8 protein-coding genes are annotated in these 8,245 nt (G+C 65.0%); 4 read left to right on the top strand and 4 right to left on the bottom strand.

From position 1 onward, the window contains the following. From KF785_16010 to KF785_15995, 4 genes are all read left to right on the top strand, one after another. Positions 1–2,160, top strand: a 2,160-nt coding sequence (locus KF785_16010; protein MBX3148269.1) for a TonB-dependent receptor, incomplete at its 5' end; no start/stop codon positions are given. Between the two features lie 44 nt (positions 2,161–2,204). Further along, positions 2,205–3,494, top strand: coding sequence for a RagB/SusD family nutrient uptake outer membrane protein (locus KF785_16005; protein ID MBX3148268.1), 1,290 nt, complete (start codon positions 2,205–2,207; stop codon positions 3,492–3,494). A gap of 100 nt (positions 3,495–3,594) precedes the next feature. Further along, complete coding sequence (locus tag KF785_16000; GenBank protein MBX3148267.1) at positions 3,595–4,086, top strand: nuclear transport factor 2 family protein; 492 nt, start codon at positions 3,595–3,597, stop codon at positions 4,084–4,086. A 35-nt stretch (positions 4,087–4,121) separates the two neighbouring features. Then, positions 4,122–5,231, top strand: coding sequence for a beta-lactamase family protein (locus tag KF785_15995; protein ID MBX3148266.1), 1,110 nt, complete (start codon positions 4,122–4,124; stop codon positions 5,229–5,231). A gap of 112 nt (positions 5,232–5,343) precedes the next feature. Here KF785_15995 and KF785_15990 read toward each other — a convergent pair whose 3' ends face one another. The 4 genes from KF785_15990 to KF785_15975 are packed head-to-tail and all read right to left on the bottom strand — an operon-like array spanning position 5,344 to position 8,211. Next, a complete protein-coding gene (locus KF785_15990) occupies positions 5,344–5,721 on the bottom strand; it encodes a VOC family protein (GenBank protein MBX3148265.1) in 378 nt (125 codons plus the stop codon). After that, on the bottom strand, positions 5,718–6,644 hold the full coding sequence (queG, locus tag KF785_15985) for a tRNA epoxyqueuosine(34) reductase QueG (GenBank protein MBX3148264.1): 927 nt from the start codon (positions 6,642–6,644) through the stop codon (positions 5,718–5,720). The genes KF785_15990 and queG overlap by 4 nt, the downstream gene beginning before the upstream one ends. Continuing rightward, the gene (locus tag KF785_15980) at positions 6,641–7,924 is read right to left on the bottom strand and encodes an NAD(P)/FAD-dependent oxidoreductase (GenBank protein ID MBX3148263.1); all 1,284 of its coding nucleotides are present in this window, start codon (positions 7,922–7,924) and stop codon (positions 6,641–6,643) included. The genes queG and KF785_15980 overlap by 4 nt, the downstream gene beginning before the upstream one ends. Beyond that, the gene (locus KF785_15975; GenBank protein MBX3148262.1) at positions 7,921–8,211 is read right to left on the bottom strand and encodes a hypothetical protein; all 291 of its coding nucleotides are present in this window, start codon (positions 8,209–8,211) and stop codon (positions 7,921–7,923) included. The genes KF785_15980 and KF785_15975 overlap by 4 nt, the downstream gene beginning before the upstream one ends. Positions 8,212–8,245: the final 34 nt, after the last annotated feature.

Below are 8,245 nucleotides of genomic sequence, written 5' to 3'. Positions count from 1 at the left end.
GCCTGGGACGTCATCACGACGCAAGGGGCCAGCTGGTTTGCCAACCCGGCGGAACGGATCGGCCCCAGCTGGGCAACCAATCCGGCCGGGCAGCCGTTCTCCCTCAACTTCGTCGAGCGGGAAGAGGCAGCCGGGCGGTCGCCGTTTCGGACCGGTCACAGTCAGACATACGGCCTCAATGTCAGCGGGGGTACCGATGCGCTCCAGTACTTCCTGAGCGGCAACTTCGAGCAACAGGAAGGCATCGACCCGACCAACGACATGCGGCGAACTGGCGGACGGCTCAACCTGACTACGGCACCAATGCCGTCTCTCCGCGTCACAGCCAATGTCGGCTACTTGACCGGGTTGACGAACTTCCCCGCCGACGGCGGGTTCGGAGGTCCGGTCTGGTCGCTGATTCATGGCCGGCCCCTTCTGGCCGACAGTCCGAGCGGCGGATGGACCTTCGGCGCCCCTCGCGACTGGCAGGAGGCGTTCTTCTTCTCGCAGGGGCTCGACCGCGTGACGGGTGGACTCCAGCTCGAGCATCGGCCGACGGGCTGGCTCAGCCAGCGCCTCAACCTGGGAATCGACCGGATCAGTGAGAACAACATCAACCTGATTCCCCGAATGAACGATCGGCTGCTGGCGGTCTTTGGCGGCGGGCTCGGCGCCGGCAGCAAGACCATCCAGGATCGCAGCGCGCGGACGGCAACGGTCGACTTCGCCAGCACCGCAACCGCTCAACTCGGGTCGATTGAGTCGCAAACCTCCGTCGGCCTGCAGCTGTACCGCCGGATCGAGAGCCGGAAGACCGCACGGGGCGATGCCTTCCCGACCGGCGGCCTCGAGGCCCTCTCGTCGACTGCCCGAACCTCCGTCAGCGAAGACGGGGTGATCAACAACACTACGGTGGGAACCTTCCTGCAGCAGCAGCTCAGCTGGCAGCGTCGCCTTTTCCTGACCGCCGGGATCCGTGCCGACGACAACAGCGCTTTCGGTTCGGACTTCAACGCCGCCGTATACCCCAAGATCGGCCTGGCATGGGTGGTGAGTGACGAGCCTTTCGGCCCATCCAACCTGTTCAACACGCTCCGCCTTCGCGCCAGCTACGGACAGTCCGGTCAGCAGCCGGCGGCCTTCGCCGCGCTCCGTCGCTACCTGCCCACCACCGGCGGCGACGGCAATCCGGCGGTAACACCGTCGGCGGTTGGCAATCCGGATCTCAAGCCCGAACGCGGCGTCGAGCTCGAAGCAGGTTTCGAGTTGGGGCTCCTCAATGAGCGCGTCGGGGTCGACTTCACCTGGTACCACAAGACAACCCGCGACGCGATCGTGGCCCAGGAGCTCGCACCATCCGCCGGCTTCCCGGGCACCCGATTGGCCAACCTTGGCAAGATTCGCAACCGCGGTTTCGAACTGCAGGTTAGTACCTTGCTGATCGAGTCCCGTCCCGCGGCGCTGGAGCTGCTTGCCAACATCGCCCACAACAACGATGAAGTCCTCGAAGTGGGTAATCCCAATGGGTTTATCTCGCTCGGCAACTTGCGGCACCAAGTCGGATATCCCATTGCGTCGTGGTTCGGCCCCAAGATCATCTCGGCTGACCTCAACGCTACCGGACAGGCCATCAACGTTCTTTGCGACAACGGAAGCGGCGGCGGGGTAGCCTGCGCCTCCGCACCTGCCGTGTTCCATCAGCGGAGTTTGCCAACCACGACCGGGTCACTGGCACCCACGTTGACGCTGTTCAACCGGCTTCGCTTGACGGCCATGGTGGAAGTCAGCCGCGGCCGGTGGATGATCGATGGCGACATGTCGGGACGGTGCGCCGAGAGCAGCACTTGTCGACAGCTGCATGAGGAGAGCGCCTTCACGACATCAGAGGTTGCCGGGGCGCAGACGCGGAGTTCCCTCAACTATGCCTTGTCCGACGCCAGTTATACCAAGCTGCGTGAAGTCTCGGCCAATTACACGTTGCCGGAGGGCTGGGTGCGTAGCCTGGGCGCTGCGCGCGGATCTGTTACGCTTTCCGCGTACAACGTGGCAACCTGGACGAATTTTACCGGTATCGATCCGGAGACCAGCATCTCAGTGGGGGATGTTTTCGGCGCCACCAGCTATGGCAACACGCCTCCGCTGACCAGAATCGTCGGCGCGGTCCGACTCTCCTTCTGATGACCACACGATACGACGCATACACGATGTCGCCCGGAGATCCCATGCCATCACGACGATTCCGCGCCGCGTCCCGTCGGGGAGCTGCGCTCTGTCTGCTGACCGCTACGTTGTCAGCCTGTTCCATTTTCGACGGCCTGCTCGAAGTCACCAGTGTGGATCAGGTCCTCGCGTCGGACCTCGAAACACCCGCCAATGCCGCGCTGCTGGTCCGCAGCGCCATCAACGACTTCGATTGTGCCTTTTCCAATTACACGCTGGCTGGCGGTCTGGTGGCCGACGAGGTCGCCTGGGGCGACAACAACAGCTTCGACTACGAGCGCCGGACTTTCACGGCGCTTGGCGGGACCTACGCCACCGCGCAGTGCTCTTCCGGTGCAGGGGGGCAGATCGGCGTCTATGCGTCCCTATCCACGGCCCGATTCGGTAACAAACGCGCCCATGAGCTATTGACAGGGTGGTCAGACGCCGAGGTACCGCAGCGTGCGGTTCTGCTAGCGCAGACCTCGGCCTACGAAGCTTACAGCATTCTCCTTCTCGGCGAAGGGATGTGCTCGCTCGCAATCGACGCCGGGCCTGAACTGTCTCGTGCAGCGGCCTGGGCAGTCGCCGAAGCCAGGTTCACCGCTGCGATTGCGGAAGCCACGGCGGCGAATGACCCGGCGCTCGCGAACTTCGCCCGCCTGGGGCGGGCCCGAACCCGTCTCAACCTGGGTCGACCGAATGACGCAGCGGCTGACGCCGCCACGATTCCCGCAGGGTTCGTCCGCAACGCCCGATTTGCCGGGGTCAACTGGCGATCGACCAACCAGCTGCATCAGTGGATTCGAATCGAGAGCCGCGCAGCGGTCGACTCCTTCTACTGGCACCTTTCGACCAACGGTACCCCTGATCCCCGGGTATCCCTCACCTACAGCGGCCTCACGACGCTGAACGGCAACCAGCTCGTCTACCCGAACAAGTACGCCACGCCCTCGAGCCCGATGCCGATCGCACGGTGGGCCGAGGCCCGCCTGATCGTCGGTGAGGCCCGACTGGCGGCAAACGACCCGATCGGGGCAATTGCCATCATCGACGAACTTCGCGGCGCGGCGAGCCTGCCAGCCTACTCCGGGAGTCAATCGCTCGAGGCGGTCCGATCGGCCCTGCTCGAAGAGCGGCGGCGCGAGCTCTTCCTCGAGTCGCACCGTCTGGGCGACCTGATCCGACTCAATCTGCCGTTCCTGCCGCCCGCCGGAACACCATTCAGGCAGGGAGGGAGCTACGGCACGATGACCTGTTTTCCCCTGCCTGACATCGAACGCCGCAACAACCCCAACCTCGCTCGCGGCTAGTCCTGCTGCACCGGGCGGAATCGGATCTGCGGTTCCGCCCGTCACCGGCTTCATCCGAAGGACCTTCCCCTCGTTCAGCGCGGACGATATCCTCGTCCGCATGAAACCTCTTCACTCCCTCAGCCTCGTCCTCGGCCTTGCTGGCTGCGGCGCCGGTTCATCATCCCCGCCCCCGCTCGACCCCGCCGCACGCGCGGCGATCGCGGATACGGTCCGCGCAGTTTCGGAGGCAATGATCGTTGCGATGCGGACTCGGGATGTCGATTCCGTGCTGGCGTACTACGGCCCCAACACGGCGTACGTCGGCAACGGCGAGATCGGCGACTGGCCTGCGATCCTGCACGGCGCGCCTCCTCGCTATGCCACATACACAAAGGTGGACTGCCGCTGGCCCGAACCGTTTCGAGTCGATGTCCTGAGCCGAAATGCTGCCGTCGTGACGGCGGTGCTCGATTGCGAGAAGGCGGATACTTCGGGGCAGGCCTGGCGCGAGGTGGTCGCGCGGACGGAAGTACTGGCGCACGAGGACGGGCGCTGGAAGATTGTAGCGGTACATGAGTCGATGAAACCGGGCAGCGGTGAACTCCGTTAGGCCGTCGCTGCCCCCTCGCTTGCGGAGAACCGTCGATGTTTCGCCTTACCCTCTGTCTGACCCTCGGCATTGCGGCCAGCGCCAGCGCGCAGACTCTGCCGGCACCGGCCACAGCTCAACGACTGGCTGATTCCCTGTCCCGGGCCTTCGTTGCCTCAGGGGGCGCCCCGAGCGTCGTGGTATCAGTGGTACGGGGCAAGGACACCCTGCTACTAGGCGGCTATGGAATGGCCGACCTGGAGAACCAGCTTCCCGCAACTGCCAAGTCTGTCTACCGGATCGGATCGGTAACCAAGCAGTTCACGGCGGCTGCCGTGATGCAGCTGGTGGAACAAGGCAAGGTCAAGCTGGACGATCCGATCGGGAAGCACCTCCCGACCCTGCCAGAGGCCTGGAAGCCGGCCACGGTACGGCAGCTCCTCAATCACACCTCCGGCATTCCGAGCTACACGGCCCTGGGTCAGGCCTGGCGGTCACGCTGGGGCGAGGACATGCCGACCGACACGATCGTGGCCCTGACCGCGGCGAAGCCGCTCGACTTTCCCATCGGCACGAAGTACGCATACAACAACAGCGGCTACGTGATCCTGGGCATGTTGATCGAGAAGGTCACGGGTCGCACCTGGGGCGAGGATCTCGAAGAGCGATTTTCGAAGCCGTTGGGATTGAGCGATACCCGAAACTGCCTGACGCAGGACATCATTCCGAACCGCGGCCAGGGCTACGAGCAGAAAAAGGAGGGCGGCTGGGTCAACTCACCATTCCTGTCGATGTCACAGCCCCACGCGGCCGGGGCGATGTGTTCGACGGCCAGCGACCTGATTCGCTGGAACCAGGCGCTGCACAACGGGAAAGTCGTGTCGGCCGAGTCGTATCGGCAGATGACGACGGCCGAGGGCGCCGCGAGTGAGGGCCGGCGGCAGTATGGGTTTGGCCTCGCAATCGACTCGATAGCCGGTCGAAAGGCCATATCCCACGGCGGTGGCATTCCGGGATTCATCACGGCCAACACCTGGATTCCGAGCGCCGAGCTTTCTGTGACGGTGATCTCCAACTCCGGCAGTGCCCGGAGCGGCGAACTGCTTCGCCAACTGGTTCATGCGGCGCTGGGCGTGCCGCTCGAGCAGCGCAATCTGACGCCCTGACGCAAGCGGTACAGCACGACGGGCCTCGGGCGCAGCTGCGTCCGAGGCCCGTCGTTGCATGATCACGTCGTGGCGTCGCGACCGACTCGATACCACGATGCGGATCTGTCCGTCAGCCGGGCTCCTGCTCCTCCGGCGACTTGTTCTCCCAGAGGGCAAAGACGTTGCCTTCCGGGTCGCTGACCATCGCCATGATGCCCCATGCCATCTGGGTCGGCTCCGTCAGGAACTTGACCCCCTTGGCGTGCAGGTCGCCGCAGAAATGCAGCAAACCTTCCACCTCCAGCGTAACGCCGGTGTGTCGCCCGACGAGCTTCTTGGCGTCCGGATGGTTGGCCGGATGGACGCTCAAGTGCGGCGGCACCTCGAGGAACTCCGCACCAAACGAGCCCGCCTTGTGCACCGGGAGCTTGAGCACATCGCGATAAAAGGTCAGGGCGGGTTCCAGATCGTTGACGAAGACCGCGATCGAGTGCATGCGCTGAATCATGAGGATATCGAACGAAAGGCGTTGGCGTAATTTCGGCGCATCCGGACAAGGCCGGGGCGCTCGAGCGGGGTGTCACCGAACCGTGCTGTGAACTCTGCTTCGTCCATCCGCTCGAAGAAGGCCGGATCATCGGTCGCTATTGCGCCTCGATCCTGATAGGCCGGATCATCGGTCGGGGTCGCGAACCGAACGTTCCAGGGGCAGACCTCGTTGCAGATGTCGCAACCGAAGGCCCATCCTGCGAGCTGGTCGACGAGGGGTTCCGGGATCTCAGCTTTGTACTCGATCGTCAGGTAGGCGATGCACTTGTTGGCGTCGAGCACGCCGGGCTCTGCGAATGCGTCGGTCGGACAGGCTTCGAGGCATCGGGTACAACTGCCGCAGTGATCGGTCGCGAACGGCGGGTCCGGCTCGAGCGGCAGGTCCGTCAGCAGCGAGCCAATGAAGAAGAAGGATCCGACGCCAGGCCGCAGCAGCATCGCGTTCTTGCCGATCCAGCCGAGCCCGGCCCGCACGGCAAGTTCGCGCTCGGGCACGGGCCCGCTGTCGGCATACGAATGGGCGATAGTGGCTCCGCGTGTCGTCAGCCAGGCACCGAGTTGATCGATCCGGGCCCGGAAGTGACGGTGATAGTCCCGTCCTCGAGCGTAGCGGGCAATCCGGACCTGCCTGCTGTGCGCCGGCGGATCCTCGAGGTAGTAGTTCTCGAGCACGACGACCGCCCGAACTGCCCCGGGCACGATCTCGGCCGGTCGCTTGCGTTTCTTGGCCTGGCGGTTGAGGTATCGCATGGTGCCGCCGTAGCCCTTTGCCAGCCACGCATCGAACAGCTGACCGTGCGTATTGGGATCGAGCGTGGCAACGCCACACGCCACGAAACCGAGTCGCTCGGCTTCCTGGGCAAGGTCGCTGCGCAGACTCACGAGCCGTCCCGCTTCGGGCGTTCCAGGAGGGCCCCCGGTTGCCAGACACCGGTGATCAGGCGGGCGCCGCGCTGGAAGGTGATGAACGACCAGGCCCACTCGAAGAGGACCAGGACCCGATTCCGGAAGCCGATCAGGAAGAAGATGTGGACGAAGATCCAGAGCAGCCACGCGACGAACCCGTCGGTTTTGAATCGCCCGATGTCCGCCACGGCCCTGCCCCGCCCGATCACGGCGAGTTGCCCCTTGTCCCAGTACCGAAACGGGGCCCTCGGCTTGTTGGCCAGGTCCGCAAGAATGGTGCGCCCGGCGTACTGGCCCATCTGGATCGCCGCCGGACACACGGCGGGCACCGGAGCCCTGCCGTGCAGGTGCGCAGCGGCATCACCGAGAACGAAGACGTTCGCATCGCCGGGGATGCTGCAATCCGCTTCGACGACCACCCGCCCCTGCCGATCGAGCGGCACATCCAGATCCTGGAGGATGGGGCTGGCTTGATTGCCGGCGGCCCAGAGCACTGTCTCGGCCGGGATCCGCCAGTCAGCGGCGGTCACGAAACCGGGCTCGATGGCGGTGACGAACGTCTCGGTGCGCACATCGACCCCCATCTCGCGGAGGGTTTCCTTGGCCTTCTGGCTCAAGGCCTCCGGGTACGAGGGCAGCAGGCGAGGCCCGCCTTCAAGCAGCATCACGGTGGCGTCGCGAGGATCGATTCGCCGGAAATCGCGGCGCAAGGCGAAGCGACGGATTTCCGCCAGTGTACCGGCCAGTTCCACACCGGTCGGTCCGCCGCCGACCACCACGAAGGTGAGCTGCTTCTGCCGAGCAACTGGATCGGCTTCACGTTCGGCCCGCTCGAAGGCCAGGAGGATCCGGCGACGCACTTCGAGGGCGTCGTCCAGGTCCTTGATGCCCGGAGCAAGCGCTTCCCATTCCGGGCGCCCGAAGTACGAGTGGCGAGCGCCGGTTGCGATGGCCAGGTAGTCGAACGGGATGATGCTGCCGTCGGCGAGGGTGACCGCTCGTGCCGCCCGATCGATGGCAGAAGCCTCACCGAGCAGGACCTCGATGTTTCCGGCGCGGCGGAGAATCGACCGGATCGGCGAGGCAATGTCGCCGGGGGAGAGTGCCGCCGTCGCGATCTGGTACAGCATCGGCTGGAACAGGTGGTGATTGGTGCGATCGATCAGCGTCACGTCGACCGGCCGCCCCGCCAGTTCCTTGGCAAGGTAGAGGCCAGCGAACCCGCCACCGAGCACCACGACACGCGGCCGACTCACAGCCGCATGGTCTCCCGGCGCCAGCGCGCAAAGCGGATGATATCATCGATCGGGGGGACGGCGTCCTCGCTGCCGTAGGCGGTATACATCCGCCACCGGAGGTAGGCCGGATCAGGCACCGGCAGGAATGGTGCGACGCGCCACCAGGAGCGGCGGCGAAAGGCCCAACCCATCCGAATCAAGTCGAACGCGAGCCGTGGATTGATCAGGGCTCGGCCGACCAGACCGAGGGTCAACCCGGCCCAGGTACGGGGCGTTGCCCCTTCGCCAGCGTGAGAATCTGCCATGCTGCCCCAAATATACGTCTGCCAGCGCTGGACC

The sequence above is a fragment of the Gemmatimonadales bacterium genome, from assembly GCA_019637315.1.
Taxonomy (GTDB): domain Bacteria; phylum Gemmatimonadota; class Gemmatimonadetes; order Gemmatimonadales; family GWC2-71-9; genus SHZU01.
This window is presented reverse-complemented; position numbering and strand designations above follow the sequence as displayed.